We start from the raw sequence: 26,761 nt of genomic DNA, 5'->3' as shown, positions 1-26,761 counted from the left end.
CGCCACATTCCCGCGGGCTTTTTTTGTGCCCGCTAGCCGCCTGCATGCGCTACTAACCTTTCTAGATGAAGGGTAAAATTGGCCGACAGGCATTCTTGCGTAAGCTGCTTGCATTGTTTATTTTCTTCGTAATGACTAGCTTAAAACACATTCTTTTGTTTTTATTGTCTTTTTCTGCAATGTCCTTCGCCGTCCCCGTTTTTTATGGAATGGCGACCACGGACACTGTCAGAGTGATAAACATGGGTTCCGAGCATCCGCATTCACTCATAGTCGTCGATCGGGGCTGCCGTTCCGAATTTTTCAAACAGGATTCCGTGATAGACAAGAACCTTCCGCAGGATTCGCTCCTGTCCCTAGTGTACGGAAACGTCCCTAGCCCGGATAGTGCAGATATTTATCGCGGCTGGAGCGACAACTGTCAGAAATACGCATCAGAAAGATTTGAAAGTGGCTGGAAATCCATTGCCCTGGGGGTGGTCTCTGTTGCTGTAGGGGTGACCTTGACTTTCATTGTCGACTATGACCACCTGGGAACGGCTATAGCGGGGCGAACTTTTGGCATAGCAACGCTGCTAACTTTAGTTCCCGTTACTTTCTCGTTGGGTGCTTCAGATATTTCTGGCTCGTCGGCGCAAAAGGAGCAAGGCAAACGCTATAAGGAAAAGGCTGAACAGTACAAAGATCGGTACAAAATCAGCGTTGCGCCGGCGATAAACCTGCGCGAACCTGGTGGCGGCCTGCTTGTGCAACTCGGTTTTTAACCGCAGCAATCATGCCAGGCCCCTCAATAAACATCCCGAGTCCCTCAGTTGCTAGTATCCAATGACTAATGACCAATAACTGGCAACTAAAATTTCTATTCTTCACTACATGAAGCCGACAATTTCCTTTGTTCTCCAGCTATCGCCCGCCACAGCCTACAAGGATCTTGAAGCCGTTGCGCGTAATTTGCTCGACGGCCTTGACGTGTTGCTTACGTCTGGATTGGTGAAGTGTTCGGTCTACATGGATGGCCCGACGCTTCGCATGCTTCGCAAGGTGGCCAAACCGCTTGCATTTGGCAAGATAAAGAATGGTATCCGCGAAGGTCTTCTCGAATTCCTGGGCGGTGGCTTCTACGATCCGATGCTTCCGCTATTCCCAGAAGAAGTGCAACGATTGCAGTTGGAACAGCACTGCACGCTTCTCAGGAAGTTTTTCGACATGGAGCCGCAGGGATACTTCAATTCTTCGCTTGTCTGGGAAATGGATATGACGGCGGTGCTCGCGAAATCGGGTTTCGACTATGCACTGGTGAGCGAGGCTGCAATCCAGGATGCTCTCGGACGTTCGACTCCGACATCCGGTTGGTTCACTATTGAGGACAAGGGAGCGCTGATGCGCATCGTTCCTGTTTCCGGTGAGCTTTCGCGTGCCATCGAGAACGACGATCTCAACTGGCGTAAAATTGCGGAGCCTTACTGCCGAGAAGGAAAGTCGGCTGTCGTTCTTTTGGATTTGCCCCCGGAACCTAGCGAAATTGTCGCTTTCTTCGAGCGTCTTGTTGATTTTGTAGAAACAAACGACGTGCAGACGTGGCCTGTGGGCTATACGGTGAACCAGCTTGAACCTGAAGGTTCGCTCAGCTACCTCATGTCGGCGGGCCGCAAGCTCGGGCTTCCCGCCTCGGCGAAGACCTGTCGCGAGATGCTGATCCGCAGGCCCGAAGTCAACGTGCTGCAGAAGTTTTTCCTTTCGCTTTTCCGTCGGGGGCGTGATTCGCTTTCTGACGAAAAGTTCGAAGTCTTTTGCGACAGGCTTATTCCCGCGATGTCCCCGATTTTCTTCCGCGACTTGGCAAACGAGGAGGGGATGCGGTGCTTGAATGTCCGCAAATGGGGCTTCCGTTATCTTCTTACGGCTTCTTCGGCTCTAGACTCGATGATGTCTTTTTCGGGGCTCCGCGTGGAAGTATGCGATTTCTTGCTGCGCGGCGAAAAGCAGATTTGGATGGAAAATTCGAACATGTCTTCGCTGCTCGACTATCGCGCCGGTGGCGTCCTGCGCCTGCTGTGCCACAAGTCGTCGGCAGTGAACCTGCTGAATGCGTGGCGCGATGACGGCGAACCCTCCCTGGGCTTCCTCGACTGTCTCTTGCCGAACGTGGACATGACTCCAGTTCAGATTGGGCTTGCGCTTTCCCTCCGCGAATACCTGCTCAAGGATCCCTACGACTATACGATTAGCCGCAGCGAGTCGGGGGCCGAAGTGCAGCTCCTGGAAGAGCAGGGATTTACGGTTGGCGGCAAGAAGGGCGTATTCCGTGTCGAGAAGGACTATGTGCTTGCTCCTGGTGCATCGAGTATTTCCGTAAAGTACACGCTGTCAAATTCCACGTACATGGATTCAAAGTGCTTTTTCGGTACCATTTTCGAACTCGGTTTGCTTGGAAAATCCGGCGGAAGGATTGTTATCGATGGCTTTGACTTGAAGTGGGATGGCGAGAATCCGTTGGTCTATCCGGAAGCGAAGGAAATGAAGATTCAGGATTTCGCTCAGGGTTGCGTCGTGACGATGAAGTTCGATTCGCCCGCATCCGTTTTTGTCGGTCCTGTATTCGGGGCCTCGTCGTCAGCGGCCCCCGAGGTTTATCAGGGCTTGCGTATATATCCGTTCTGGCGGACGGCGCTTACCGTTATGGACGAAAAGAAGTTCGGCATTTCCGTGTCGGTATCGGGGAGGTAGACGGTGCGCTCTGACTTGATTGACATACAGGTCGAAGATTACGGAGAAGACGTGGAAATTACGCTGTCCGGTTCGTTGGGCGCTTTTCAGCTTCCGGCAGTCCGCGAGAAGATTGACATGCTTGCGGATGGCCCCGGTTGCTTTTTCTTCCTGAACCTTTCGCATGCGCATTTCAAGGTGAACGATTATCTTGACCTGTTCCTTGAACTTTTGAATAAGCTCCAGGCTCAGAACTCCAAGCTGGTCCTGATCTTCGACAGCGAGGAACTGGATGAATACTTTGCGAAGTATCGCAACATCTTCGAGATATTCCCGAGCAGGAGTGCCTACAAGGATTCGGGCATGTCGAAGCAACTGCAGCAGATTGGAATCCATTATGCGGTCAAGACGGGAATCAGGTTGAGCCCGAGTGTCGCCATTGCGGGTGCTCTTTTAATTGTGGGCTGGGCGATTACGCTGTTCTTAATCGTAGCGGCGCAGGGTCGTGAGATTGCCGATAAGCAGGCGCAGATTATAGCGCTTCAGGCGCAGAAGGAACGCTATGTCCGCGAAATTGACAGGCTGGAATCTTCTATAGGTCCGCTCCGCAAGCTTGGCGTGGTACAGGATACGACTATGCTCAGTTCCTTTGGCATTATCCAGGACTGGGTGACGTATCTGGAATACCTGGAGAACTCGCGCCGTGAAAAATAGTGTCCGGGTTTCTGGCCCGATGGTGCTTGTCCTGTTTGCCGTCGCGTTCGTGACGATTCTCGTGTTTACGAATTTTTGGCTCGTCCGGCGAAACCAGATGACAGAACTTGTCACCGAGGAAATGGAACTCCGCGGGGATTTGGAACAGCTTGAAACATGGGGTCGCTGGACCATCGAGTATGTAAAAATCGACAAGGCGCTCGCATACCTTTCGAAGGGACGCATTTCCCCGGAAACCCGCGCGGAACTCACGGAACTCATCTGGAAAAATGCGCATTCGTATTCGACGGATCCTCTGCTCATTCTGGCGGTCGTTGCGCAAGAAAGCCACGGCAACCCGAACGCCCGCGGACGCATGCAGTCGGGGGCCTTTTCGGGGGCGCTTGGACTTATGCAGATCAAGCTGGAAACGGCACAGAAGATGGGGCGTCGCTTTGGTCTCAATATCGAGACGACCGAAGACCTGATGAAACCCGAAGTGAACGTGATTGTGGGAACCGCCTATCTCATTCGCCTTATCGCGAAGTACGGAAACTGGAAAGATGCGCTCGTTGCCTACAATATCGGGCATTCGGCAGTTGACAGGATGCAGGAACAGAACCGTCCGCTTCCCACGGGCTATTACGAGAACGTGATGGCGAAATACTGGAATCTTTCGCGCATCGATTTTCTTGCAGATGGCGGCAAGTAGAATCTCCTGACCAACGGAGGTAATTTGGCGACCGCTGACGGGCTTTCCTGTCATGTTTTTGCTAGATTTATATTATGTTCCGCATCGTGGCAGTCCTTTTGGTGGCGACCTTTGCCTTTTCGGGAGAGGTCCGCTATGACTGTATGCGCTTTGTGGAAAAGGGGCTTGCCAATGATCCCCAGCTTGCCGAAACCAGATTCGGTGTGCAGGCCAAGAAGGAAAAGCTTTCCGCGCTCACTTCCGAGGTAATCCTCCCGACATTCAATATCGCGATGATGGTTGGGCCCGCACCTGGCTTGAAGGAAGCCATAGACAACTGGGGCGATACTATCGATGTCTATGACTTTTCGAAGATGGGCCCGTTCTGGGGTGTCGAGGGCAAGTTTATTCAACCGCTGAACTTTGGACAGTATCGCTCTGGGAAAAAGGCTCTGGAGGCGGATGTCCAGCAAAAGCAGTACTCCATTGAAAGCCAGGTCAACAAGAAGGACGTCGAACTTCAGTCGTATTACTACAACTACCTCCTTGCAAAGGAAATGCAGCGGATTGCGTCCGATGCTCAGAAGCAGGTGGACAAGGCCTACGAACAGCTCGAGGAGGCGCTGGATGACGATGACCCGAACGTTTCGCAGATGGACCTCCTGAAGCTGAAAGCGCAGCTCCATTCGGTGAAGGAGGGCGTTACGGATGCGGATCTGGGAATGAAACGCGTGCAGCTCGCGATAAGGTTCTCGCTGGGGCTTTCCGAGGGAGACGTCTTTGTTGCCGAAGATACATGCCTTGCGCCGCGCCCGGAACCGCTTCCGACGCTGGAAGAGGTGCAGAATTATACGGTGCTGTTCCATCCGGAACTCAAGCAGCTTGCGGCGGGACTTTCGGCGCGGAGGCTGCAGATGGACTTGGCCGAGGCTAGGCTTGCTCCGGAGTTCTTTATCATGGGCCAGTTTGAATACGTGAAGAGCTGGGCGGGCAACCGCAAGGTCATGGTGAAGAACGCCTTTGCCGAAGATGCCGTCAACAAGCTTTCGGGGCTTATTGGGGTCGGTTTGCGCTACCGCCTGAACTTCTGGAAAGACTGGTCCAATTTCCGCGAGGCGCGCACGGAATACCGCGGATTGCAGATGAAGGAGCACTATGCGGCCGATGGCCTTGTCGCGAAGGCTGTGGAGCAGTATTACCAGGTGGTTGCTGCGAAGGACAAGCTTGATGCCATCAAGGAGAGCCTGCGGGCGTCGGAAGCAATCCTGAAAGGGGCCGCCATGCAGTATGATTTGGACAAGTCCAAGACGGGTGACCTTGTCTCTGCCTACACGCAGAATGTATCTTTGCAGAAGGATTATTACTTCGCCGTGTGCAAGTATAATATCGAGTTTGCGTCCCTGATATCCAAGATGGGGATGTCGCTTGCGGATTTTCATAAAGAATTCATGGAAAAATAGGAGATGTGTATGATTAGGAAGATGTTTGTGTTGCTCTCGCTCGCATCGGTTCTTGCTTTCGCTGCCGATGATCCCGTGGCTGCAATCAAGAAAAAGGACGCCGAACTTCAGACGCTCCTTAAAAAGTCTAGCAGGAACGCGAAGGAAATGGAACGCGTGAAGTCGTTGCTGAACGATTCGTTCGACTTTGCGCTCCTTGCTAAGAAGTCGCTTGCGAAGGGCGACTGGGACAAGCAGGATGCCGCCTCGCAGGAAAAGTTTGTCGCGGAGTTCCAGCGCATGGTACGCAATTCCAGCGCAAAGCGTCTTGAACTCTACCGTGCCGATTCCACCGTCTATGAACCTGCGAAGATGAAGGGAACGGACGAGGCCCGCGTGACGGCCCACCTCTGGAACAAGGGCAAGGAATCCGTGCTTGAGTACAAGATGAGCCTCGTGAACGGCAACTGGAAGGCTTGGGACCTGGTCATCGACGACCTTTCGACCGCACGCAACTACAAGGAACAGTTCGGCCAGATCTTGAAGACCAAGAGCTTTGCCGAACTCATCGACATCATTAGCAAGAAGGCTGACGAAGCCGAAAAGTAATGGGCGGATTCTTCTTCTGGCTGCTGGTTGTCGTCTGCGTCATCGCGCTGGTTGTCCTGTTTTTCCCTCTCAAGTTCAGGGTTGACTTCGATGCGAACGAACGCGGCGGACGTGCCGAGTTTTTCTTTCTGGGAAAGCGGCTGTGGAGCGGCGAGAAGAAGCGAAAGCACAAGGATGGCGAAGAGGCTTTCGATGTCGACGCTTCGGGTGATTCCGACGCCGCCGTGCCGGAGTTTGTAGATACTGCCCCTGCGCCGGTCGTCGAGAAGAAACCGGCTCCGGTAGAATCGAAACCTGCCGAAGAAAAAACTTCTGGACCCGAGCCGTCAGAGGCAAAGCCCCTCAAGATAGAACCGGCTGAACCAGCCGTGCCAGGGCCTGTAGAAGCGGAGCCTAAACAACAAACCGAGGAAAAAATCAAGGCGAATCCAGCAGAACCTGAGGCCAGGGAATCCGGGAAGCCCGATGAAGAGCCTGCCGCGGAGAAAGAGGAAAAGCGCAAGCTTACGGACAAGGAGTTCTGGACGATTCTGCTTACGCCGGATCTGGACGGTCGTGCCTTCCGTTACCTCAAAAATATTATTGCGGAAAGCCTCCGACTACTCGACATCAAGTTCGTGGACTGCTATGTCGAAGGAATTCGCGGGGACTATACTTCGATGGGTTATGGAGCCGCCGCAAATGCGGTTGCGAAGGGTTTTCCTTACCTGGAAGCCTGGGATTTTCGGATGGACTGGGAACGTAACCGTGAACTGCGTGCGGCGGGGAAAATTTGCGCTTCGACCAACTTCTGCCGCATTTTCTTTTGGCTGTTCCTTGTGGCCGTCTACGGCGGAATTCTCTTTGTTTCGTTCTGGCGCCGTCGCGCCCGTGTGCTTAAGACGGGGGAACTGCCGGAACTCGGATATATCCGCAACAAGATAGTCGCTTTTATGGTGGAGGATTGATGCCCGCTTTGACCTTGGACCGCCTGCTTGCTAGCATCGGCTTCGGAAGCCGCAAGGAGGCCCGTGCGCTTGTGCGTATGGGACTTGTCGAACTGGATGGCGAGGTGCTCGACGACCCGTTTATGGAGTTTGCCTCACGTCCCGAGAGTATCATGGTGAATGGCGAGGATGTCCCGACCGTAGAAAAGTTGTACGTGATGCTCCACAAGCCCGTGGATGTGGAATGCAGCCACAATCCGCGCGACCACCAGTCAGTATATTCTCTGTTGCCGGATAGGTTCTCTGCCATGGGAATCCAGACGGTGGGAAGGCTTGATGCGGATTCGGAAGGCCTTTTGCTCCTGAGCAACCAGGGCGACTTCATCCACCGCGTCGAGAGCCCCAAGAAGGGCTGTCTCAAGCGTTACCGCGTGACGCTTGCTCGTGAATTTACGGATGCGCAGGAGAAGGAGCTCCTTGCGGGCGTGATGCTCAAGGACGAACGTAGACCCGTGCTTGCCCGTGAAATCGTTCGCGAGGAGGGCTCCGTGGTGATAGCCATTGGCGAGGGACTCTACCACCAGGTCCGCCGCATGTTCGCAGCCGTAGGGAACCACGTGGAGACGCTGGAACGCATCTCAATCGGCCCCCTGCAGCTGGATGCGACGCTCGGCAAGGGTGGGTGGCGCTTTTTAAGTGACGCCGAGATAGCCTCATTAATGTAAAAGTAAAGCCGGCGCTTGTGCGTCGGCTTTGCGTATAGTCTTGAGCGAGAATTAAATTTCGATCTTGGCCTCGGCTTCTTCGGGTTCGGTTGCCGATTCTCCAAGGATGCCTTCGAGCGAGTTAATCTTGTCCTTGATGTCGTTACTGAACTTGAACGTGGGGACCATGCGTTCTTCGATCTGGACGGTCTCGCCGGTGCGCGGGTTCCTTGCGGGGCGGGCCTTGCGCGGCTTGCACGCAAACGTGCCGAATCCGCGGATTTCGATGGTGTTGCCCTCGATAAGTTTCTCGCCGACAAGGTCAAGGAACTGTTCGATGACGGTCTTGATGTCGTTGCGCACAAATCCAGTGGACTTGGCGATTTCTTGAATTAGCGATTGTTTTGTAACGTTTGGCACGGTTCAGTGTGGGGTTAATAGATTTTTTACGTCATAAATATAAGTTTAACAAAGAGTTAGCGTATACCTTGGCTGAAAATTAAATAATTTTTTCGGGCTCTCGTTGCGGACAATGTGTGGATAATTGTTGCTAAAATGTTGAAAGATGTTGAAAATTTGGAAAAGGTCGAAAAGCCGTCGCGGACAACTTTCCGGTTGCGGAATCTGGAAGTGTTCCCGAACACGATACTCTCACCGATGGACGGGGTGACGGACGCGCCCTTCCGCAGGCTGTGCCGCGTGCTTTCGGGTGACCGCATGGGGCTCCTGGTGTCGGAGTTCGTGCCCACGGACGGCGATGCGGTGTTCAACCTGGAAGGCCACAAGCAGCTCAGGTTTTTCCCGGAGGAGAGGCCCTTCGGGGTGCAGATTTTCGGGCGTTTCCCCGACAAGATGGCGGATGCCGCACGGAAGATTGCGGTGGCGCTCAAGCCCGACTACATCGAGGTGAATGCGGGGTGTCCGGCGCCGAAGGTGGCGGGCAAGGGCAGCGGCTCGGGCCTGTTGCGTGACCTGCCCCGCCTGCAGGAGATATTGCACGACGTGTGTGCCGCGCTGGACGGCTGCGGGGTGGATATGCCCCTCACGCTCAAGTGCCGTATCGGCTGGGACTCTGAGAGCATCAACGTGCTGGAGACGCTCCGGATAGCCGAGGGCGAGGGCGTTGAAATGCTTACGGTGCACGGCCGCACCCGCCTGCAGGGCTATAACGGCCTCGCCGATTGGGACTGGATAGGGAAGGTCGCCGCTGCCGCAAGGATTCCTGTAATCGGGAACGGCGACGTGAACAGCGTGGAAGTCGCCCGCGAGCGAATTGAAAATTATGGCGTGTCCGGCGTGGCCATCGGGCGCGGCGCCATGCACAACCCGTGGATTTTCGGGCAGATTGCCGACGCCTGGGAAGGCAAGCCGAAGCGCGTGATAACCGCGGGCGAGGCGCTCGACGTGTTCAAGCTTTACTACGGTTTCAAGATTGAGGATGGCAGTACCGACAAGGGGGCCGAAGGCAGGCTCAAGCAGCTCGCCGCAAGGCTCTGTAAGGGTTTTTGCTTAGACGATGCAACTTCGGGTTCGGATGTCGCGATGCAGGTGCGCCAGGCGCTCCTTTCGAGCAGTTGCGCAGCCGAACTCCTGGACCGTGCGCAGTCCCTCAAGGAAGGCGTTGCGAAGGACTTGGTGTTCGACCCCGGCCGCCTCGTGAACCTGAACGGCGCCAAGGAAACTGAACTCAAGTTCGGCGACCAGTTCAAGGGCCGTTAGCCGCCTATATTATATTTACAAGGTGAGGTTTCTATGAATATTTCCCCTTTGTTCGCGGGTGCGCTTTCTGTACTCGCTGGTGTTGGAACTGCCCTTGCCGCGCAGAACGCGGTGATTGTCGATGACCTGCATCCGGGCGTCGTTATCGACAAGCAGAACATGATGGCGGCGGACCTTGCGATTTGGAACCCGCCCAGCCGTTACTACGATATGACCAGTGCGCTTGTGGACGGCGGCTACACGCTGTTCCGCTTCCCGAACGGGAGCCTCTCGAACGATTATCACTGGAACGGAATCGGCAGCTACGATAGCACCGGGCTCTGGACAGCGGATACTACGAAGTGGGCGCGCGGATTCTTGGGCGAGACGATTTACCGCGGTACCACGAAGGACAACTACGGCTTTGTTCGCAGGAGCCACCTCGCCGATGGCAAGAAGGAAACGATGTGGTGGGGCGAAATCCTCGACCCGGTGGACCCGCCGTGGATAGTGGTGGAATTTCCGGAGAAGATGAATCTTGACTCGCTGCAGATTGACTGGGGTGAATTGCGCCCGAAGGCGTTCGAGTTTGCGTACTGGACCGAGGACTATGCCGAATATCCGGGCGTGCACCAGGCGCTGGAAAACAAGCTGAAGACGGAATCCGTGGTGCGCGTGAACTCCGAGACGACCAAGTACAAGTTCGCGCAGATCAGGACCCGCTATGTGGCCATCCGCTTCAAGACTCCCGACCTGCCGAGCAAGGGCGTGCAGATTCGCGAGATGAAGCTGTTCAGCGGCGAGAGTGACTTGCTCGAGGGCAACAACTACAAGTTCTACGCGATGTCTACGCGCAATGGCGACAAGGCCCGCACGGACTGGACCGACATCAAGTGGGATTTCGAGGAGTTCATGAAGTATATCAAGACGCTCCCGAACGCACAGGCCGTGATTTGCGTGAACGCGGGCACGGGAACTTCGAAGGAAGCTGCCGCCTGGGTGCGATATGCAAACAAAGTAAAAGGCTACAACATCAGGCAGTGGCAAATCGGTAACGAACTTGACGGCGAGTGGGAAGAATCCGGCCCGATTTCGGCAAGGCATTATGCGGCACGTTACCTGGAATACGCCCGCGCGATGAAGGCCGTGGATTCTACGATTATCTTGCATGGTCCGCTGTTCAGCACGCACAAGATGCAGCAGAAGGGCGCGGGCCTGCTCGATGGCAAGTACTGGATGGAAGAATTCCTGCGCATTGTGGGTGAGGCCGAAAAGAAGGATGGCAAGCGCTACCTCGATGTGGTGGACCTGCACAATTACCCGTACTGGACTCCCAATGAGCCGAAGCCTGCCGAGATGCTCAAGGCGATGCTTGACGTGGGCCCGAACATGGATACGCTCGACGTGTGGATGAAGCGCCACCTCGAAGGTGAACGCCGCGTGTTCCTCTCGGAATTCAGCACGTGCGTGCAGGGATTCAGCCTGCTCATGGATTACCCGCAGGCGACCGCGGTGGCGAGCATCTTTGCCCAGCACGCGATGCGTTTCGGTAACCGCCTGCAGGTGCTCCCGTGGGATGCGTTCGGCAACCTGTTCAAGGGCCCGGACGATACCTGGGGTACCATCAGCATGACGGCGCTGTTGAAGGAAGGTTCCTGGAACTACTGGAAGTCGCTGGAACCGACTGCGGAATATTACGGCATGTATATGACGTACAAACAGTTCCTGGAAGACGGCTTTGCCGTGTTGCCGGTTTCGAGCATGAGCCCCGACGTGGAGGCGTATGCGATTGGCAAGGGCGATTCCGTGCGTGTGATGCTTGTGAACTTGTCCGAAGTCCCGCAGGTGGTGCAGGTGGACCGCGCAAGCGTTGCCGCTACCGGGAGTACCGAAGTGGGCAAGGGCGACTTGGTGCGTACCGAGGTGGATATCTTTGGCGCCGAGCAATTCAAGTGGGTAGGAACCCGGCAGGATGCCTTCCCGTACCCGAAAATGGGCCCGAGCGGGCGCCGCATAAACCCGAGCAAGTCGAAGGACATCACGATTCCCGCGTTCGGGCTTGCCGTGGTGCGCATCAACCCGAAGGTTGTCGGGCTTGACAAGGCCACGAAGGCGGATGCCGCAATCCCGCAAATCATTTCCGCATCCCTCGAGAAGAAGGTGCTCCTTGCGGGCGATACGATAGACCTGTTTGTGACGGCGGTGCAGGAAAACGGCCAGCTTACGAACGGCTCTGTGAGCGTGGGCAACTGGGGCAAGCGCGGCATGATCGAGGTGTCCGCCGTTCCCGATGACGGCAAGTGGAATGCGTCCATCGAGAGCTTCCACGTGAAAATCCCGATTCCGCCCGAAATGTATTCCGCCCCGCGGGAACTCCGCGTTGTTGTACAGGGGCTCGGGGGCAAGGTGACTGCCCTCAACATCCCGTTCCGCGTGCGTGGCGCCTACCGCACTACGATGGCCATGCAGAACTTTGACAACGGGCTCGATGCGGTAGACTGGTACCCGGTCGCAAACGGCGACAACGCGACAACTATCGGCGCGAAGGTGTTCAACGGCGCTCCCCCGCACGGAGGCTTTATCCGCCATGACTTCCAGATCGAGCAGCCGCCTGCACAGGGCTGGCCGAACTTTGCGGGCGCCTACTACGTGATACCCGAAGAAGTCAAGAACTCCGTGGGCATCGTGTTCGACTACGCGACGAACCACAACAATCCCGACGGCTACTTTGAAGTGCAGATTGCGAGCAGCCAGGTGGAAGACTACGATGAGTTCATGGTCCGCCTCAAGAACACCCGCGGTTCTTGGGTGCGCGACACGCTCATCTGGGAGAACATGAAACAGGAAGGCTGGGGCAAGACTATCCCGCAGCTCGACCCGAAAAAAATCAAGAACTTCGCCTTCCGCGCACGCCATAGCGGCATGGGCTACATCAGCCTTGACAACATCTACCTGCTCGGCGAAGACGGCGAGGAAATCCCGATGCCGCGTGGGCTGAGGAGACTGAGGTAAGATATGGATAAAGAACCCGAAGTTTTCGATGTGAAGGAATTGAACGGTGCCTCGCCTATGCAGAAGGGGCTTGCCGTTTTCCTCGTCATCATGTCGCTTTTGTACACGGCATCGCCCATCGACTTGGCGCCCGATGCCATCCCCGTAGTGGGCTGGATTGACGACATCGGATTCCTCGTGACTGCGACCATGAATGCGGTTCAGCAGTTCACAAAGGACCAGAATTCAGCCATGGTGAAAATCCTGAAATACGCCAAGTGGTTCATGGTCATCGCCGTCGTAATCGCTGCGCTGTTGCTTGGCGGCTTGATTGCCGCGATTGTGGCGTTGGTGGTGAAGTAAGAAATCTTATACAAAAAGCGAACGACAATAATTGTCGTCCGCTCGTTTTGCTTTAAAGTGGTCTGCAGGGCTGGCGAGCCTATTGTTTATCGCTTGTCCCTATCAATCCAGGGCCGTTCCGTGTAGCCGGTGTAAATCTGGCGCGGACGGTTGATCTTGGAATTCGGGTCGTCGTGCATTTCCTTCCAGTGGGCAATCCAGCCGGGGAGGCGTCCGATGGCGAACATCACGGTAAGCATGTTCGTCGGGATGCCCATGGCGCGATAGAGGATGCCCGAGTAGAAGTCCACGTTCGGGTAGAGCTTGCGCGCGATGAAGTAGTCGTCCTTCAGGGCGGCTTCTTCGAGCTTGATGGCGATATCCAGGAGCGGGTCGTGCACGTGTTCGCGCTCGAACACTTGGTACATGAGTTTCTTGAGCACCTTGGCGCGCGGGTCGTAGCTCTTGTACACGCGGTGGCCGAATCCGGAAAGACGGAACGGGTCCTTCTTGTCCTTGGCCTTGTCCATCACCTGCTCGATGGTCATGCCGCTCTGCTGGATGCGGAGCAGTGTCTCGAGCACGGCCTGGTTTGCACCGCCGTGGAGCGGGCCCCACAGGGCGCAGATGCCAGCACAGATACTCGCGTAGAGGTTCGCCTGCGAACTGCCCACCATGCGCACGGTCGAGGTGGAGCAGTTCTGCTCGTGGTCGGCATGCACAATCAGGAGCGTGTTGAGCGCGCGTTCCATGATCGGGTCCGGGTGGTAGGGGCGGGCCTTGCTGCTGAACATCATGTTGAGGAAGTTGCTGCAGTAGCTGCGTTCCGCTTCGGGGTACACGAACGGTTCGCCGATGCTTGCCTTGTAGGCGAAGGCGGCGATGGTGCGGATCTTGGAAATAAGGCCCGCGGTAGTGAGCTCGAAGGCGCTCGCGATGTTTTCGTCGTCGTAGAAGCGCGGGGTAAAGAGGCCCACGGCGTTCACGATGGAACTGAGGATGCCCATCGGGTGCGCGCTCGGCGGCATTTCGCGGAAGAAGTGCAGCAGGTTCTCGTGCAAAAGCGCATTCTCGGTAAGGAGCGTGCGGAAGTGCCCGAGCTGTTCCTGCGTGGGGAGTTCTCCGTAAATCAGGAGCCACGCGGTCTCGGGGAAGGTGGCCTTCTCGGCAAGATCTTCGATGGAGTAGCCTCGGTAGCGGAGGACGCCCTTTTCGCCGTCAACAAACGTAATGGCGCTCTTGGTGCTGCCCGTGTTCAGGTAGCCGTAATCCAGCGTGACAAGCCCGGAATCCTTGCGCAGCGTGCTGATGTCGAGGCCGTGTTCGCCCTCGGAACCTTCCACCACGCTTAGTTCGTAGCTCTTGCCATTATAGTTCAGTGTTGCCTTTTCGGACATTTATCCTCCGGAGGGGCGGGTTTCAACCGCCAATTATTTCATCTTCAAAATGCAATTATAAATATTTTCGAACAGCTTGCCGAGTTTTTCGGTCGGGACGGCGCTGAATGCGATGCGGATAAGGCCCGAAAGCATGATGGTTCCCGTGCTGTAGTCCTTGATGAGCTTCTGGCGGAGTTCCTCGGCATCGACGCCCTTCGGCTTGATGCACATAAAGTAACCGCTGTTGCAGGGCATGGCCTCGAAGGCCTCCTTGTATTCCGGGTGCGCGGCGAGTTCGTTCTTGATGATGTCGAAGCGCTTCTTGAGCGTGTTGTACTTTTCCTGTTTCTGCTGCAGGTATTCCGGGCTCTGGAAGGCGGCGAGCAGGATCTTCTGGCTGATGCTCGGGGCGTTAGAGATGTTGCCGCGGACCGTACCGGCGGCCTTGTCCTCGAGGGCCTTGAGCTGGGCTTCGGTGGCGCCCTTGAAACCGAAGGTCATGAACCCGACGCGGAAGCCCCACACGTAGTCTTCCTTGGTGGGGCCGTCGAGCTTGACGGCGAGCAGGTTCTCGTTGGCTTCGAGCAGCTTCACGAACAGGGATTCCTTGGTCACGCCTTCCTCGTACACGAGTCCGAAGTAGGCGTCGTCGAGCAGGGCCACGACCTTGTTGCCCGCGGCGGCGCAGTCGGTGAGGATCTTCGCGATTTCGACGGCTTCCTTCTCTGTTGCGGTGTAGCCGGTCGGGTTGTTCGGGAAGTTCAGGAGCACGACCTTCTTCTGGCTCTTGCTTTCGGCGAGGGCGGCCTTGAGGGCTTCGGTATCGAACCCGCCGTCCTTGAAGGTGTTGAACGTCTTGATCTTCGCGCCGCAGCTGTTCACGAACACGAGCTCGTAGTTGTCCCAGTAGAGGTCGGGGATGATGACTTCGTCACCCGGGTCCAAAAAGAGGTAGCCCGCGCAGCTGATGGCGTGGGTCAAAGCACAGGTCACGACCGGGTTGCTGAACTGCTTGCCCTCTAGGCTCGGGTTCTTGCGGACAATTTGTTCCTTCCAGGCCTTGCGGAGGTCGGGGTTGCCGAAACTCGGGGCGTACAGGAACGCCTGCTTGGGGAGGTTCAGGCTCTTGAGCACGCAGTCGAGCACGAGCGGGCTCCCGTCGTCTTCGAGGGCGGTGCCGATAGTCGCGTTGATTTCGGAGCCCTTGGCTTCGGCGCCCTGGCCCAGAATGCCCTTGCGCGGGAAGAAGATCGCCTTGCCCCTTTCGGAAAGCATGGAGAGAACGTTGCAGCCGTTTGCGGAGAGTTCCGCATTTGCCTGTTCGGCGAGAGGATTGTAGCTCATGACCTTGGTCCTGTTAAAAATTCCGAGGCCAAAGATAGTAAAATGGAGGTCTAATTTAAATCCCTGAAAAACTCGGGACGGTGGAAATCCGGCCTCTCAGTGTCGATTGGGAAGGCGCTGAGGTAATGGGGGGTCTTTGCCTTGTCGGCGCACTTGTAGAGGTTGCCACGAAGGCGCATCCCTTCGAACGATTCAATCCCGAACAGGGCCGCGGGGAGGGTGACGCTCATACCCCAGCTGATGAAGTCCCCGACGACGCTCGCGAGTTGCTTCGTGCGCTTGATGGTCCCGATTTCAGAATCGTCGAGCTTGGTCCTGTTTTCGCGTCCCAGTCCACGTGCGGCGAGGATGAATCCGCGGCTGGTCGTCTCGAAGTTGAAGTATTCGCTAGAGTTGCGTGGATTCTGCAGAAAAATCTCGACACAGGAGTCTTCCCAGCAGGGTCCGCCGTTCACCATGACGTCTGCCCTGAAGCAGTCGAGCGGTTCCTCGACGGTAAAGTCGACTCGGATGGCGTCGGGGGAGACGGTCAGTTCGGCAAGTACGGTGGGGAGGGCGATCCCCTGGTTCTTTTCCCAGTTCATGTTCGGTTGAAGCAGCATGCCTCCAAGATAATTAAATCACTGATTAATCACTTTAGTCACTGACTAAAAAAATGGGGAAATGCCGTTTTTTGCTCAAAAACGCTGTTTCTGGAATTGGCATGCTTTTTGCACTTATAGGGCGCCCGTGAAGGTCCGGAGCAAAGTGAGTTTTCCGGTGCGGGTTTCATACAAATTACAGGAGGCCTTATGGCAGAAGAAAAAAAAGAAAAAGTGGTGAACGTGTCGACGGCATTCGATTGTCTTGCCGTGACGCAGGTCCTTGTCTATCCGTTCCGCGATGGCGTGAGCCTCGGGCACATGAAGGCGATTGCGACCATTGTCCTCAACGACCAGATTGAAATTCGCGGGCTTCGCGTGATGGATGGCGTGAACGGTCTGTTCGTGTCCTACCCGATCGACCCGTTCTTCAAGGGTGAGGAATACAAGACTGTCTGCACGCCGATTTCGCGCCAGCTCCGCGAGCATATCGAAAATTGCGTGCTCGAAAAATTCCAGGCGGCAGTGGCTTAGTGGGTGTATCTTGTTCCGCAGAATTCGTTCGTATTGCCTGTTCGGGATAAAGGCTGTTCCCGTTAGTGTCGAAGTAGATTCTTCCCAGGGTTTACCGGGGTTCACCCTTGTCGGGCTTCCCGACAATGCCGTGCGCGAGTCGCGGGAGCGCGTCGTGTCGGCGGTGAGGTCTATCGGGAAGGTCGTGACCGGGTTTAGGACGACCGTGAACTTGTCACCGGCGGATCTGCGGAAGGAGGGGAGTGCACTCGACCTTCCACTGGCGATAGGGATGCTGGATTCGACTGGAGAGATCGAAATCCGGAACCTGGAACGCTTTGTCTTTGTGGGTGAACTTTCTTTAGATGGGTTGTTGAAGCCAGTGAGGGGAGTTCTGTCCATCGCGATGAGTTTGCCCAAGGACGGTTCAAGCGTCTTGGTCGTTCCGCATGCAAATGCGGAAGAGGCCGCGCTGGTGGAAGGTCTTCGCTATGTGAGCGTCTCGACGCTGAAGGAGTGTGTTGATTTTCTGGAGGGAAAATCGGGGAAAGTCCAGATTGCCGAGGGGTTGAAACGGGATGTCTCGGTACAGGGGTGCGTCCCCGATTTTGCCAATGTGGTTGGGATGGAGGGGGTGAAGCGTGCCCTGGAAGTTGCCGCGGCGGGCGCCCACAATTTTTTGCTGGTCGGTTCGCCGGGCGCGGGCAAGACGCTCTGCGCCCGGTGCTTGCCGGGAATACTGCCGGACATGACGGACGAGGAAGTTCTGGAGACGACCCGCATCCATTCCTGTGCGAGTCGCGCGGGGGATGCGTTCTCGTTTCGCCCGGTGCGGTCGCGGCCTTTCAGGACCCCGCACCATAGCGCGTCGATGGTGTCGCTCGTGGGCGGCGGTTCGAGGCTGTTGCCCGGGGAGGCTAGCCTTGCGCATAACGGGGTTCTCTTTTTGGACGAACTCCCGGAGTTCAACCGCTGCGTGCTGGAAGCTCTGCGTGAGCCGATGGAAGACGGCTTTATCTCGGTGAGCCGGGCAAGCGGCACGGTCGTTTGGCCTGCTCGGTTCATGATGGGAGCCGCGATGAACCCCTGCCCCTGCGGATTCGCCATGGATCCGCGACGCGCCTGCACGTGCCTGCCCGATGCCCGCAAGCGCTACCGCGAAAAGATATCGGGACCGCTGTTGGACCGTATCGATATCCAGGTGAGCGTGCCTCCCATGGATTCGCGATCGCTTGTGGATGGCGGCGGCCGCGAAAGTTCTGCCGACATCCGTCGCAGGGTCTGTGCCGCGCGAGCTGTGCAACGCCGCAGGTTCGAGGGATTGCCGTTCAAGTCGAATTCCGAAATGACATCGGAGTGCGCCCGCAAGTTTGCGAACATGTCGAGCGAGACCGAGCGTTTCGCTGTCGCTTCGTCGGACAAGATGAACCTGAGCGCGAGAGGATTCTTCAGGCTCCTGAAGGTGGCGCGCACGATTGCCGATTTGAGGCAGGCACCCGACGTGGAGATCGCGGACCTCGCCGAGGCCCTGCGCTATAGGACTATGGGATAGCCTTATCGGCGGATGCGGATGGTCGATTCTGCCCCTGCACAGTCCGGGATAGCCTGCGGCTTGCAGATGGAAACTTCGGCCATCTGGGCCTTGGGGTAGTTTTCCAGGATATGCTTCGCCGTTTCGAGGACTAGCGTCTCTTCGAGCTGGAACTGGGAGTCCTGGATGAATTTCTTTAAATCGTCCGAAAGTCGGGCGTAGTCTATGGAATGGACCAGGTCGTCATTTTGGGCGGCCAGCGAAAAATCCAGCCATACGGATACGTTCAGGACAACAGGCTGTTCCCTTACCCTCTCGCTTGGGAGGGTGCCGAGGATACAGCAGAACTTAATGTCTTTTAGTGAAATTTTCCCGGTTTCGATTACCATACGAAGAGCACGATGGCTGCCGTCAGGGAGACTGCGGTGAAGCCAAACCAGAGGTTACGGGCGAATGCGTAGGAATCGCGGGTGTTCTTGTTGGTTTCTATGCGCTTTTCGAGTTCGTTAACCGTGTAGGGAATACCGAAATCGGCATACTGCTTCATCGCGATGACGCAAGCTTCCGGATTGTCGTTTGTCTGGCAGGCGTTGTTGATGCCCTGGAAACCTTCGCCGTCGCCGTTCATAATCTTGTCATGAAGGCCGCTGAGGTCGTCGTAGGCGCTGCCGGCCTTGTTCGCTTCCATGTGCTGCAGCACGCCGATAACGGCGCCGGTGGCTGCCAATGCGGAAAGACCGATGGCAGTCCAGAAGCGGACTTCGTCGGCGATACCGAAACGGTCGGTGGCGTTTTCGGAAGCGTCGCTGATGGCATAGTCGCGGGCGTCGGCCTTGGCGTTGGATTCGTCGAGATCGCCGGTGACATCGACATCCTCATCTTCGTCTTCTTCTTCGCAGTCCGGATCGTATTCGTCGCATTCCTCTTCTTCGCTGGAGGCCACGGCGGGCTTTGCGGAAGGAGGTTCTTCGGCGGGAGCGGAGCCGGTCAGTTGCACGGAGGCGCCGTCGATGAAGGCGAAAGCGGTGGAGTAGCCCGGGATAAAGACGGACTTGCCATCGAAGTAGACGGTCTCGACATCTTCTTCGGCAGGCATGCCGCGGCGGGCGTAGAACTTGGCCGTGACGAGCTTGGAGTAGTCAACGCCGTCGGCCTTCAGGGCGGCTATCGAGGAAAGGTTGCCTTTGCCTCCCTGGTAGAGCTGGTAGGCGGTGGGCTGCTCGCCAAACGGGTCTGTAAACTTCTGACGGACGACGAGACGGCCTTCCTGGAGGGAGCTGACCTCGTCTGCCGGAGCGGTCTTGAGCTGGCCGCCGAATTCGGCTGTAATATAGTTGTCGGGGCTTCCGGCATCGGTCGCTGTAAATTCTTCAATGTCATAGGGCCCGGCGAAAGCCGATGCAACGGAAAGGCAGAGTGCCACAAAAAACAGACGCTTCATCTTCATCTTAATCTCCGATTCAGACTCTTTTTGGAGAAATATATAAAAAAAAGGGAAGATGTTAAAAAAAATAAGTTTTTTTGAGGCTTTTAACCCCATTTTATGACGTAGAACAATCTTTCTTGCCATTTATATGGTATTTCGGCACGAAAAATTCTACTTTTTAGCCCGTAAATTTTAACCCTAAAAGAGGAATCCATAATGGCAAAGCTCTCTATCGAAGATCTCGAACTCGCCGGCAAGCGCGTGTTCATCCGTGTTGACTTCAACGTTCCGCAGGACAAGGTGACTGGCGAAATCACCAACACCAAGCGTATCGAAGCCGCTCTCCCGACCATCCAGTACGCTCTCGATCACGGTGCAGCCGTCGTGCTCGCTTCCCACCTGGGTCGTCCGAATGGCGAAAAGAACATGAAGTACACGCTCGCCCCGGTTGCCAAGAAGCTCGAAGAACTCATCAAGAAGCCGGTGAAGTTCCTCTCCGACTGCGTGGGTCCGGAAGTCGAAGCCGCCTGCGCCGCTATCAAGCCGGGTGAAATCATCCTCCTCGAAAACCTCCGCTTCCACATCGAAGAAGAAGGCAAGCGCAAGATCAAGAACGCCGATGGCACCGAAACCAAGGAAAAGGCCGACAAGGAAGCCGTGAAGGCCTTCCGCGCAAGCCTTACCAAGCTCGCTGACGTCTACGTGAACGACGCTTTCGGTACCGCTCACCGCGACCACTCCTCCATGACTGGTGTTGAACTTCCGCAGCGCGCTGCCGGGTTCCTCATGAACAAGGAACTCAAGGCATTCGACCAGGTGCTCAACAATCCTCCGCGTCCGTTCCTCGCCATCCTCGGCGGTGCAAAGGTCGCTGACAAGATCCAGCTCATCAACAACCTCCTCGACAAGGCCGACAAGATCATCATCGGCGGTGGCATGGCTTTCACCTTCAAGAAGGTTTTGAACAACATCGAAATCGGTTCTTCTTTGTTTGACGAAGAAGGTGCCAAGCTCGTTCCGGATCTGATGGCCAAGGCCAAGGCTGCTGGCAAGGAAATCATCCTCCCGGTCGACTACATCGCTGCTGACAAGTTCGCTGCCGACGCTGCCACGAAGGCTGTTTCTGACGCCGAAGGCATTCCGGCTGGCTGGATGGGCCTCGATGTGGGCGCTGAATCCACCAAGCTCTTCGTGAACGCTATCAAGTCCGCCAAGACCATCGTCTGGAACGGCCCTGCAGGCGTGTTCGAATTCGAAGCTTTCGAAAAGGCTACCAAGGCTATGGCCGACGCTATCGTCGAAGCTACCGCTGCCGGCGCAATCACCGTGATCGGTGGTGGCGATACCGCTACGGCTGCCAAGAAGTACGGCGCAGACAAGAAGGTGACCCACACCTCTACGGGTGGTGGCGCTTCCCTCGAACTGCTGGAAGGCAAGGTTCTTCCGGGCGTCGCATTCCTCACGGATAAGTAATTTTCCCTTATAGGCTTCGCGATACTGCGTTGTCGGGACCCTCGCTGTATGTCTTATACAGCTTCGGTCCCTCCGCCTTGTCTCACTCGCCTCTAAGAAAAAATTGGATTTTGTGAATCTCGATGAAAGTCGAGATTCTTTTTTTTTGCTCTGCTCGCAACTGAAAAAAATCGTAAGGCGAGTGAAGCGCGAACGCTTGCGTTCGCATATATTTTATATTTGGCTCATGTTTTGCAACAGAATCCTCGGGACGACACATCATGGCACCTACAAGAAGGTTGTAGATGTTCCTCTCTTGCGAGAGGAACTCACGGCGCGGTCGGTGCGCTGCATTGCCCGCGATGGTGTTGAAATCGAAATGGAACTCTACGAAGACCTGCAGGAAGGCGATATCGTCGCGGAGACGGAGCAGAATGTCTATGCAATCAAGGTGTTTGTTCCGAAGAAGCGGGAAGAGGCCGAGGTCCCGCGCATGAACAAGAGCTATCTCTGTGCGGACGGCGCGGCCCTAATCCTTGATGCTTAGACTTTCGCGGACGCCGATTTTCTCTTTGCCGAGCAGGCGGTAGAGCTTGCAGCGGAATAGCGGTATGGCTGCGATAACCACGGTTGCGACCACGGGGATGGCAAGGTAGGCGACACCTGGCTTGTTGAAAGCTTCGCGGAAAAGCAGGCGCATCACGAGCAGGGTGTACCAGTGGACGGCGAGAATCACGAGCGCGTTACGCGAGATGTTGCGGAGAATTCCCTTGGCAATGCGGACGGGGATGATGTTCGGCAATTTGTCGGCGAGAACGAAAGTGCCTATGAGGCCCGCGATGCCGAAGAAGGAACTCGCAACAAAAATGCGGAAGTCTTTCCCGAGGTCGTTGTTCATGATGCTGAAATCTGGGTCGGGAACTTCGAGGTATGCGTAGGCGGCGAAAGAGACGATAGTGGCTGCAACGAGAGCCAAGATTTTTTTTGTGTTTTCTTTCAACATTCCCTTACATAGCCAGCCGTTTGCAAAGAAGAACAGTACTGTCAGGTCGCGCTCTATTCCGAGCGGCAGGCGGATGTGGTTGACATACAGGAGCCAGCCACCCGCAAGACTTGCCAGCGAAACAAAGAAGATGAATCTTCTCGGTACAATTTTTTGCACCCCATAAAACAGTAAACTTACCGAGTACAGCGTGAACACGAACCAGAGCGGCCCCGACCCGATGGAAGATTTGCCTGCTACGAAGATTTTCGCGAGGTTCCAGTAGATGTAGTTCCACACAGTCGCGATTTCGGGCCGGATGTTCATCACCGTCATGCGCGGCGCCTTCGGGAAAAGGTCGAAATTGTAGAGTACCGGGTCTAGCGCGAGGAACAGGAGCGAAAGCAAAATGTAGGGGACGAGCAGGACGTGCGTCTTGTGGATAAAGTAAGCCTTGAAATTGCCGAAGCGCCGCGTGCTGAACAGCATTCCCGAAATAAAGAAGAAGGCCGACATGCGGAGTGCGCTCAGGTGCAGCATTCCCATTTGCGCCTGCGGAAACGACTGTTCCACGTGATAAAGGCACACGAGCAGCAACACGAATCCCTTGAATTCGTCAATCCACCCAATTCTTGCCGTCGCCTTGTCACTCATGCTTCGTGCTCACCATCCCCGCATTTGTCATCCCCGCTATACGATACTTGGCAACTTGTTGCCATAGTAGAGTTATCCTCTTTGAGGAGAAGGCGGGGATCTGCTTTAATACCACCTTCTCTCATCCCCGATCGTCGTCATGGGCCCGTGTCCGGGGAACACCACCGTCTCTTTCGGGAGTGAAAGAAGTTTGTTCTTAATCCCGCTTACAAGTGCATCGTCGTCGCCGCCGAATAGGTCGCTGCGGCCGCGGCTTCCTGCGAAGATGATGTCTCCGGGGAACAGGAGCGGTGGTGCCTTCTGACCGTTCACTTCGCCCGGTTTTTCGCAAAAAAACGCGATGCCGCCGGGGGAGTGGCCAGCCACGTGGATGACCTGCAATTCTATTTCCGGCACCCCGACGGCATCGCCCTCGGCAAGGTAGTTGCCGAGCCCGGGCGAAGGTTCACGCAGCGGGAGTCCGAACATCTCGCTCTGTTCTTCTTGCAAATCCAGCATGAATGCGTCTTCTTCGTGAGCCTCGGGCTGCACGCCGTACTTGCGGGCGACAAACGCATTGCCCAGCACGTGGTCCAGGTGCAGGTGCGTGTTGAAAAGGTGCTTTACCGTGAGTTTGCTCTGCTCGATGTAGCTTGCTAGGGCGTCCTCTTCACGTTCGTTCGACACGCTAGGGTCTATCAGGATGGCATCGCCCGCGTCATTGCTGAGTACAAAGCCGTTTACGCCGAAGGGATTGAATACAAATTGCTTGATACGCATAAGATAAAATGTAAAATCGGACAGGACACTTGACAACTGAAAAAATTTAATTATCTTGATTAGACTCACGTTTTTGGAGAGGACCTATGGCGATCAATCCTAATCTTTTGACCGGTCAGTTAAAGTCAGACGGCCTTGCCCGCACGGGCGAGGTTATTCGTGACGAAAAGCCCTTGCCGATTCATCATTCGGGTGCCGTCGTGCGACACCATACGGCGAAAATGCCGCGCATTCCCAAGGCGAAGGCCAAGGGATAAAAAAATCCGACCGCGCATAACGGTCGGAAAATATTAGTTTATTCAAGGGGCTTCCGGGTTATTTCAATTCCCAGGTCGTGCCTTCCTTGCTGTCCTTGATGACAACATTCATCGCGGCGAGTTCGTCGCGGATGCGGTCACTTTCGGCCCAGTTCTTGGCGGCACGGGCTTCCTTACGGGCAGCAATCAGCGCTTCAATCTTTGCGACATCCACGCCGTCGTTGGCACCCTTCTTGGCATATTCTTCGCGGGGCTCGTCGAGCTTCAGGCCGAAAATCTGGTCGAAGTCGGCCACCAGGGCGGCCTTCTCGCCGTCATCGATATCGCTCTTGAGCATCGTGTTCATGATGCCGAGTGCACGCGGCATGTTCAGGTCGTCACCGATGGCGTCCTTGAATTCGTTTTGGAAAGCCTTGGCGGCTTCGCTTGTAATCGCGGTGGCCTTGCCAATCAGCGGGTCCGTCTTCTTGTGCAAGCTCTTGAGGCCTTCCTTCGCGCCTTCCAGGGCTTCCCAAGTGAAGTTCAGGTAGTTGCGGTAGTGGCTGCCAATGGCGAAGAAGCGGTAGTCCAGCGGGTTGAAGCCGCGGTCCATCAGGAGGGAAACCGTCAGGAATTCGCCGCTGGACTTGCTCATCTTGCCGAACTTCTGCTCGGTGGTGCCGTCTTCCAGCTTTTCTTCGCTAGCGGTGCGGAGGAATTCGCCGTGCATCCAGAAGCGGGCGAACTGCACGCCGTTGGCGCATTCGCTCTGGGCGATTTCGTTCGTGTGGTGCACGCGGATGTGGTCGGTACCGCCGCAGTGGATGTCGAGCGTCGGGCCGTTGTACTTCATGGCCATGGCGGAGCATTCGATGTGCCAGCCGGGGAAACCGACGCCCCACGGGCTGTCCCATTCCATGGCGCGCTTCTTGTCCTTCGGGCTGAACTTCCACAGGGCAAAGTCGGTAGCGTTGTGCTTTTCGCCCATGTCGATGCGGCTACCCTTGCGCAGGTTTTCCACGTCAAGGCGCGCGAAGTCGGCATAGCGCGGGAACTTGAGGCTATCGAAGTAGATGCCGTCGCTGGTGCGGTAGGTGTAGCCCTTTTCCTCAAGCGTCTTCACCAGTTCAATCTGTTCCTGGATGTGCTGCGTGGCAGGCGTCCAGCGGGTCGGTTCCTGGATGTTCAGACGGTGCCAGTCGGCCATAAACGCGTCGGTGTAGAACTTCGCGATGTCCCAGACGGACTTGCCTTCGCGGGCGGCGCCCTTTTCCATCTTGTCGTCGCCAGAGTCTGCGTCACTGGTGAGGTGGCCCACGTCGGTAATGTTCACGATGTGATTCACCTTGTAGCCGTAGTACTTGAGCGTACGGACCAAAAAGTCTTCGAAAATGTAGGTGCGGAGGTTGCCGATGTGGGCGAAATGGTACACCGTCGGGCCACAACAGTACATGCGCACGGCGGGAACGCCTTCCGGGAGAGTGAATACTTCTTTCTTGCGCGATGCGGTGTTGTAGAACTGTAGAGCCATTTTAGCCTCCGTTAAATGCGGCGCAACCTGCGCCAAGCGGGGGCAAATATAGAAAAAAGGCGAGAGTCACGACAAAGGCGCTTGTGCCATTTGGCATGACCGAGCCGAGCTATATGCGCACCGAAGGGGCGCCAATATAGAAAAATGCACTCCGAAGGTGCGCCAATATAGTTTTTTTCTACTTGATGGCGAAGCGCTTCGTCAAACTTGCTGACCCGTTGCGCACGCGAACCACGTAAAGCCCTTCCGGGATTCCCTTCAGTTCGACGGAGCCGTTTTCGCTCCTTGCGCTGAACACCGGGCGGCCCCGCATGTCGAACACGTCGACCTTCGCAGACTGCGTGCCGGCAATAAACAGCGTGCGGCCTGCAACGTGCATGGTGACGCTTCCCGGACCGGCAGACTGTGCAATCGCGATGGAGGAGTCTTGGGCAGTTGTGTCGGAGCTTGTCGTGTCCGTGACAATTGTATCTTGGGGCGGTTCGAAGTTCTGGAGCCTCACCAGCAGGCTGTCGAAAGCCGGCTTCGGTTTCAGGTTGTCGTCGTAAATAAGTCCCTTCTGCCTGTTGAGCCCGCCAAGCCAACTCCACTTGTCAGAAACGCCCCAGATCAGGTAGGTATCTGCATTCGGTTCTTCAAGGATAATGTCCAGGTACTGGCGGAATGTCTGGCCCTGACGCTCGAGGTCGCTCTTGCTCACGTTGATGCCGCTCTTGAAACCGATATCGAGCTCGGTGATTTTCAGCTTGATGTTGAGCTTTGCAAGTTCCCTGGCAAGCGAGCGGAGGCTGTCCGGCGAACCGATAAAGTGCTTGTCGGTAGTGGTGTCTTCCACGTGCGTCTGCGAGCCCACGCAGGTGATAGGAATGCCGTTTGCAACCCAGCGTTTCACCTGTTCCAGCAAGAACCCTGCCTTGGCTTTCGGGTTGACACCCTGCTCGAGGTTGTAGTCGTTGTAGCAGAGTTCCGCGTCGGGGTCGGCGGCGTGCGCCCACACGAAAGCAGAGTCGATAAATTCAGGGCCGATTCCCTGGTACCATACGGAATAGGAACGCCACATGGGTTCGTTGTTGCTGATGGCCTCGTTCACCACGTCCCATTCGTCCACTTGCCCTTTCCAGTGTCCGACAACGTTGTTGATGTGGTTCTTGAGAACGGAGAGCAGCTTCTTCTTGTCGTTCTTGTAGTTGTTCACCCAGTTCGGAACCTGGCTGTGCCAGGCGAGGGCGTGGCCGCGGACGCGCATGCCGTTCTGCTTCGCGTACTTGACCATCTTGTCGCCGTTGTTGTAGTTGAACCTGTTTTCGCTAGGTTCGGTCGCGTCGAACTTCATCTCGTTTTCGGCGACGACGATGTTGAACTGCGTCTTGTGAATTTGCTCGTACTGCGCGGGAAGTCCGCCGCCAAACCACTGCGAGTTCAGAATGGCACCGATATAGATGTCGTTCTTTTCTGCGTACGATCGGAGGGTTTCATCTGCGGCGAAGGTGCTTGCGATGCCTGCGCCAATCAGGGCTACGCTGAGCATAAACCCAGAAACGGGAAAAAGGTTTCTCATTGTTACTCCTTGTTTT

Annotated in this window: 26 protein-coding genes; 16 read left to right on the top strand and 10 right to left on the bottom strand. The window is 55.9% G+C overall.

Annotated elements, in window-relative coordinates; all coding sequences use genetic code 11:
* Positions 1-65: 65 nt before the first annotated feature.
* The 8 genes from B2952_RS04250 (at position 66) to B2952_RS04215 (ending at position 7,789) form a co-directional block, all read left to right on the top strand.
* Entirely contained in the window at positions 66-764 is a 699-nt protein-coding gene (locus tag B2952_RS04250) for a hypothetical protein (protein ID WP_290731155.1), read from the top strand.
* Positions 765-873: 109 nt separating this feature from the next.
* Positions 874-2,727, top strand: a complete 1,854-nt coding sequence (locus tag B2952_RS04245) for an alpha-amylase/4-alpha-glucanotransferase domain-containing protein (protein ID WP_290731152.1) — start codon at positions 874-876, stop codon at positions 2,725-2,727.
* Positions 2,728-2,730: 3 nt separating this feature from the next.
* Positions 2,731-3,420: a hypothetical protein gene (locus tag B2952_RS04240; protein WP_290731149.1), complete on the top strand. Its 690-nt coding sequence runs from the start codon at positions 2,731-2,733 to the stop codon at positions 3,418-3,420.
* A complete protein-coding gene (locus B2952_RS04235; protein ID WP_173366573.1) occupies positions 3,410-4,111 on the top strand; it encodes a lytic transglycosylase domain-containing protein in 702 nt (233 codons plus the stop codon). Before B2952_RS04240 ends, B2952_RS04235 begins: the two co-directional genes overlap by 11 nt.
* A gap of 74 nt (positions 4,112-4,185) precedes the next feature.
* A complete protein-coding gene (locus B2952_RS04230) occupies positions 4,186-5,550 on the top strand; it encodes a TolC family protein (protein ID WP_290731146.1) in 1,365 nt (454 codons plus the stop codon).
* A 9-nt stretch (positions 5,551-5,559) separates the two neighbouring features.
* Entirely contained in the window at positions 5,560-6,138 is a 579-nt protein-coding gene (locus B2952_RS04225; protein WP_173366575.1) for an MlaC/ttg2D family ABC transporter substrate-binding protein, read from the top strand.
* Positions 6,138-7,085: a hypothetical protein gene (locus B2952_RS04220; protein ID WP_173382505.1), complete on the top strand. Its 948-nt coding sequence runs from the start codon at positions 6,138-6,140 to the stop codon at positions 7,083-7,085. The genes B2952_RS04225 and B2952_RS04220 overlap by 1 nt, the downstream gene beginning before the upstream one ends.
* The gene (locus B2952_RS04215) at positions 7,085-7,789 is read left to right on the top strand and encodes a pseudouridine synthase (protein ID WP_290731141.1); all 705 of its coding nucleotides are present in this window, start codon (positions 7,085-7,087) and stop codon (positions 7,787-7,789) included. Before B2952_RS04220 ends, B2952_RS04215 begins: the two co-directional genes overlap by 1 nt.
* Positions 7,790-7,840: 51 nt before the next feature.
* On the opposite strand, the gene B2952_RS04210 is transcribed toward B2952_RS04215, so the two are convergent.
* Positions 7,841-8,188, bottom strand: a complete 348-nt coding sequence (locus B2952_RS04210) for an HU family DNA-binding protein (RefSeq protein WP_173382507.1) — start codon at positions 8,186-8,188, stop codon at positions 7,841-7,843.
* 135 nt (positions 8,189-8,323) lie between these two features.
* Between B2952_RS04210 and B2952_RS04205 the strand changes: the two genes are divergently transcribed.
* Genes B2952_RS04205 through B2952_RS04195 form a run of 3 tightly spaced genes read left to right on the top strand, consistent with a single transcriptional unit; the run spans position 8,324 to position 12,820 of the window.
* Positions 8,324-9,487 carry a tRNA dihydrouridine synthase gene (locus B2952_RS04205; RefSeq protein ID WP_290731138.1) on the top strand — a complete coding sequence of 388 codons (1,164 nt, stop codon included), beginning with the start codon at positions 8,324-8,326 and terminating at the stop codon, positions 9,485-9,487.
* 33 nt (positions 9,488-9,520) lie between these two features.
* Positions 9,521-12,478: a glycoside hydrolase family 44 protein gene (locus tag B2952_RS04200; RefSeq protein ID WP_290735085.1), complete on the top strand. Its 2,958-nt coding sequence runs from the start codon at positions 9,521-9,523 to the stop codon at positions 12,476-12,478.
* 3 nt (positions 12,479-12,481) lie between these two features.
* The gene (locus B2952_RS04195; protein ID WP_290731130.1) at positions 12,482-12,820 is read left to right on the top strand and encodes a DUF1232 domain-containing protein; all 339 of its coding nucleotides are present in this window, start codon (positions 12,482-12,484) and stop codon (positions 12,818-12,820) included.
* An 86-nt stretch (positions 12,821-12,906) separates the two neighbouring features.
* Here the strand turns inward: B2952_RS04195 and B2952_RS04190 are convergent, their stop codons facing one another.
* From B2952_RS04190 to B2952_RS04180, 3 genes are read right to left on the bottom strand one after another with little or no spacing between them, the layout of a single operon-like run.
* Entirely contained in the window at positions 12,907-14,196 is a 1,290-nt protein-coding gene (locus B2952_RS04190) for a citrate synthase (RefSeq protein WP_290731126.1), read from the bottom strand.
* A 33-nt stretch (positions 14,197-14,229) separates the two neighbouring features.
* Positions 14,230-15,522 carry an aminotransferase class I/II-fold pyridoxal phosphate-dependent enzyme gene (locus B2952_RS04185; RefSeq protein WP_290731123.1) on the bottom strand — a complete coding sequence of 431 codons (1,293 nt, stop codon included), beginning with the start codon at positions 15,520-15,522 and terminating at the stop codon, positions 14,230-14,232.
* 50 nt (positions 15,523-15,572) lie between these two features.
* Complete coding sequence (locus tag B2952_RS04180; RefSeq protein ID WP_290735084.1) at positions 15,573-16,124, bottom strand: carbohydrate-binding family 9-like protein; 552 nt, start codon at positions 16,122-16,124, stop codon at positions 15,573-15,575.
* Positions 16,125-16,313: 189 nt separating this feature from the next.
* Between B2952_RS04180 and B2952_RS04175 the strand changes: the two genes are divergently transcribed.
* Both B2952_RS04175 and B2952_RS04170 read left to right on the top strand, forming a co-directional pair.
* Entirely contained in the window at positions 16,314-16,637 is a 324-nt protein-coding gene (locus B2952_RS04175) for a SpoVG family protein (protein ID WP_290723610.1), read from the top strand.
* A 10-nt stretch (positions 16,638-16,647) separates the two neighbouring features.
* Entirely contained in the window at positions 16,648-18,168 is a 1,521-nt protein-coding gene (locus tag B2952_RS04170; protein ID WP_173366847.1) for a YifB family Mg chelatase-like AAA ATPase, read from the top strand.
* Positions 18,169-18,170: 2 nt separating this feature from the next.
* On the opposite strand, the gene B2952_RS04165 is transcribed toward B2952_RS04170, so the two are convergent.
* Positions 18,171-18,536 carry a dihydroneopterin aldolase gene (locus B2952_RS04165; protein ID WP_290723606.1) on the bottom strand — a complete coding sequence of 122 codons (366 nt, stop codon included), beginning with the start codon at positions 18,534-18,536 and terminating at the stop codon, positions 18,171-18,173.
* Positions 18,530-19,594: a hypothetical protein gene (locus B2952_RS04160; protein ID WP_290723604.1), complete on the bottom strand. Its 1,065-nt coding sequence runs from the start codon at positions 19,592-19,594 to the stop codon at positions 18,530-18,532. Before B2952_RS04160 ends, B2952_RS04165 begins: the two co-directional genes overlap by 7 nt.
* Positions 19,595-19,789: 195 nt before the next feature.
* Between B2952_RS04160 and pgk the strand changes: the two genes are divergently transcribed.
* Together pgk and B2952_RS04150 are read left to right on the top strand one after the other, a co-directional pair.
* A complete protein-coding gene (gene pgk, locus B2952_RS04155; protein WP_073055898.1) occupies positions 19,790-21,046 on the top strand; it encodes a phosphoglycerate kinase in 1,257 nt (418 codons plus the stop codon).
* A gap of 226 nt (positions 21,047-21,272) precedes the next feature.
* A complete protein-coding gene (locus B2952_RS04150; RefSeq protein WP_290735081.1) occupies positions 21,273-21,572 on the top strand; it encodes a hypothetical protein in 300 nt (99 codons plus the stop codon).
* Here B2952_RS04150 and B2952_RS04145 read toward each other — a convergent pair.
* Both B2952_RS04145 and B2952_RS04140 read right to left on the bottom strand, forming a co-directional pair.
* Positions 21,555-22,661: an acyltransferase family protein gene (locus B2952_RS04145; RefSeq protein WP_173382067.1), complete on the bottom strand. Its 1,107-nt coding sequence runs from the start codon at positions 22,659-22,661 to the stop codon at positions 21,555-21,557. The two genes, B2952_RS04150 and B2952_RS04145, sit on opposite strands and share 18 nt — an antisense overlap.
* 105 nt (positions 22,662-22,766) lie before the next feature.
* Positions 22,767-23,420, bottom strand: coding sequence for an MBL fold metallo-hydrolase (locus tag B2952_RS04140; protein WP_290730376.1), 654 nt, complete (start codon positions 23,418-23,420; stop codon positions 22,767-22,769).
* A gap of 86 nt (positions 23,421-23,506) precedes the next feature.
* Between B2952_RS04140 and B2952_RS04135 the strand changes: the two genes are divergently transcribed.
* A complete protein-coding gene (locus B2952_RS04135) occupies positions 23,507-23,677 on the top strand; it encodes a hypothetical protein (protein ID WP_173366904.1) in 171 nt (56 codons plus the stop codon).
* Between the two features lie 58 nt (positions 23,678-23,735).
* Here B2952_RS04135 and cysS read toward each other — a convergent pair whose 3' ends face one another.
* A complete protein-coding gene (gene cysS, locus B2952_RS04130; protein WP_290735078.1) occupies positions 23,736-25,187 on the bottom strand; it encodes a cysteine--tRNA ligase in 1,452 nt (483 codons plus the stop codon).
* Between the two features lie 178 nt (positions 25,188-25,365).
* Complete coding sequence (locus tag B2952_RS04125) at positions 25,366-26,745, bottom strand: endo-1,4-beta-xylanase (RefSeq protein ID WP_290735075.1); 1,380 nt, start codon at positions 26,743-26,745, stop codon at positions 25,366-25,368.
* Positions 26,746-26,761: the final 16 nt, after the last annotated feature.

The organism is Fibrobacter sp. UBA7003 (assembly GCA_002449765.1).
In the GTDB taxonomy this organism is placed as follows: Bacteria; Fibrobacterota; Fibrobacteria; order Fibrobacterales; family Fibrobacteraceae; genus Fibrobacter.
Note: the sequence above shows the minus strand (reverse complement) of the source record. Positions and strands in the feature narration are given on the sequence as shown.

Coding starts and splice junctions, on each gene's coding strand:
- B2952_RS04250 (WP_290731155.1), top strand. CDS start 66: ATGAAGGGTAAAATTGGCCGACAGGCATTCTTGCGTAAGCTGCTTGCA.
- B2952_RS04245 (WP_290731152.1), top strand. CDS start 874: ATGAAGCCGACAATTTCCTTTGTTCTCCAGCTATCGCCCGCCACAGCC.
- B2952_RS04230 (WP_290731146.1), top strand. CDS start 4,186: ATGTTCCGCATCGTGGCAGTCCTTTTGGTGGCGACCTTTGCCTTTTCG.
- B2952_RS04225 (WP_173366575.1), top strand. CDS start 5,560: ATGATTAGGAAGATGTTTGTGTTGCTCTCGCTCGCATCGGTTCTTGCT.
- B2952_RS04220 (WP_173382505.1), top strand. CDS start 6,138: ATGGGCGGATTCTTCTTCTGGCTGCTGGTTGTCGTCTGCGTCATCGCG.
- B2952_RS04215 (WP_290731141.1), top strand. CDS start 7,085: ATGCCCGCTTTGACCTTGGACCGCCTGCTTGCTAGCATCGGCTTCGGA.
- B2952_RS04205 (WP_290731138.1), top strand. CDS start 8,324: ATGTTGAAAGATGTTGAAAATTTGGAAAAGGTCGAAAAGCCGTCGCGG.
- B2952_RS04200 (WP_290735085.1), top strand. CDS start 9,521: ATGAATATTTCCCCTTTGTTCGCGGGTGCGCTTTCTGTACTCGCTGGT.
- B2952_RS04195 (WP_290731130.1), top strand. CDS start 12,482: ATGGATAAAGAACCCGAAGTTTTCGATGTGAAGGAATTGAACGGTGCC.
- B2952_RS04190 (WP_290731126.1), bottom strand. CDS start 14,196: ATGTCCGAAAAGGCAACACTGAACTATAATGGCAAGAGCTACGAACTA.
- B2952_RS04185 (WP_290731123.1), bottom strand. CDS start 15,522: ATGAGCTACAATCCTCTCGCCGAACAGGCAAATGCGGAACTCTCCGCA.
- B2952_RS04180 (WP_290735084.1), bottom strand. CDS start 16,124: ATGCTGCTTCAACCGAACATGAACTGGGAAAAGAACCAGGGGATCGCC.
- B2952_RS04175 (WP_290723610.1), top strand. CDS start 16,314: ATGGCAGAAGAAAAAAAAGAAAAAGTGGTGAACGTGTCGACGGCATTC.
- B2952_RS04165 (WP_290723606.1), bottom strand. CDS start 18,536: ATGGTAATCGAAACCGGGAAAATTTCACTAAAAGACATTAAGTTCTGC.
- B2952_RS04160 (WP_290723604.1), bottom strand. CDS start 19,594: ATGAAGATGAAGCGTCTGTTTTTTGTGGCACTCTGCCTTTCCGTTGCA.
- pgk (WP_073055898.1), top strand. CDS start 19,790: ATGGCAAAGCTCTCTATCGAAGATCTCGAACTCGCCGGCAAGCGCGTG.
- B2952_RS04150 (WP_290735081.1), top strand. CDS start 21,273: ATGTTTTGCAACAGAATCCTCGGGACGACACATCATGGCACCTACAAG.
- B2952_RS04145 (WP_173382067.1), bottom strand. CDS start 22,661: ATGAGTGACAAGGCGACGGCAAGAATTGGGTGGATTGACGAATTCAAG.
- B2952_RS04140 (WP_290730376.1), bottom strand. CDS start 23,420: ATGCGTATCAAGCAATTTGTATTCAATCCCTTCGGCGTAAACGGCTTT.
- B2952_RS04135 (WP_173366904.1), top strand. CDS start 23,507: ATGGCGATCAATCCTAATCTTTTGACCGGTCAGTTAAAGTCAGACGGC.
- cysS (WP_290735078.1), bottom strand. CDS start 25,187: ATGGCTCTACAGTTCTACAACACCGCATCGCGCAAGAAAGAAGTATTC.
- B2952_RS04125 (WP_290735075.1), bottom strand. CDS start 26,745: ATGAGAAACCTTTTTCCCGTTTCTGGGTTTATGCTCAGCGTAGCCCTG.